This is a genomic window from Nocardioides flavus (ex Wang et al. 2016), assembly GCF_014653115.1.
Lineage (GTDB): Bacteria > Actinomycetota > Actinomycetes > Propionibacteriales > Nocardioidaceae > Nocardioides > Nocardioides flavus.
In genome coordinates this window covers 1-547 of the sequence record NZ_BNAD01000040.1, presented here as the reverse complement: position 1 = coordinate 547, position 547 = coordinate 1, and the positions used below count along the sequence as shown (strand labels likewise).

Genomic DNA, 547 nt, shown 5'->3' with positions numbered 1-547 from the left:
GGAGCAGGTGAGGCAGACGTCCTCACCGCCGCTTCCGACCTGCTCGCCTCGATCCGGTCCGCCCGCGACGTCGAGAACCAGGCAGCAGCAGAGCAGCTGGACCTGGCCGCGCGGTGGGCCGACCTCCACCCGCCGGAGTCCATCCACTCCGCCGCGTCGTTCACTGTCCCGGGGTGTGAGCACGAGGAACCCATCGCCGGCGACGGTGCGCCGTTGGTGGCGGAGTTCTGCGTCGCCGAGCTCGGCACCGTCCTCGGCATCAGCTCGATGGCGGCGAAGAAGCTCATCGGGCACGCGCTCGAGCTGCGCCACCGCCTGCCGCGGCTGTGGGCGCAGGTCCACGCAGGGCGGGTGCCTGCGTGGCGGGCCCGGTCCGTGGCCGAGACCACCATCCACACCTCGCCCGCGCTCACCCGTGAAGCGGCGGGGTTCGTCGACGCGCAGGTCGCCGCCGTCGCCGGCAGGATCGGGCCAGCGCAGCTCGACCGCCTCGTCGCCGAGACGATCAAGCGATACGACCTCGCGGTCGCCGACCCGACAGCCGATC

1 protein-coding gene is annotated in these 547 nt (G+C 72.9%); it reads left to right on the top strand.

Translation table 11 applies throughout. The annotated features are described in order from the left end of the window. Window positions 1-547: DUF222 domain-containing protein (locus tag IE200_RS20505; RefSeq protein ID WP_191281346.1), on the top strand; the 547-nt coding region annotated here is incomplete at both ends.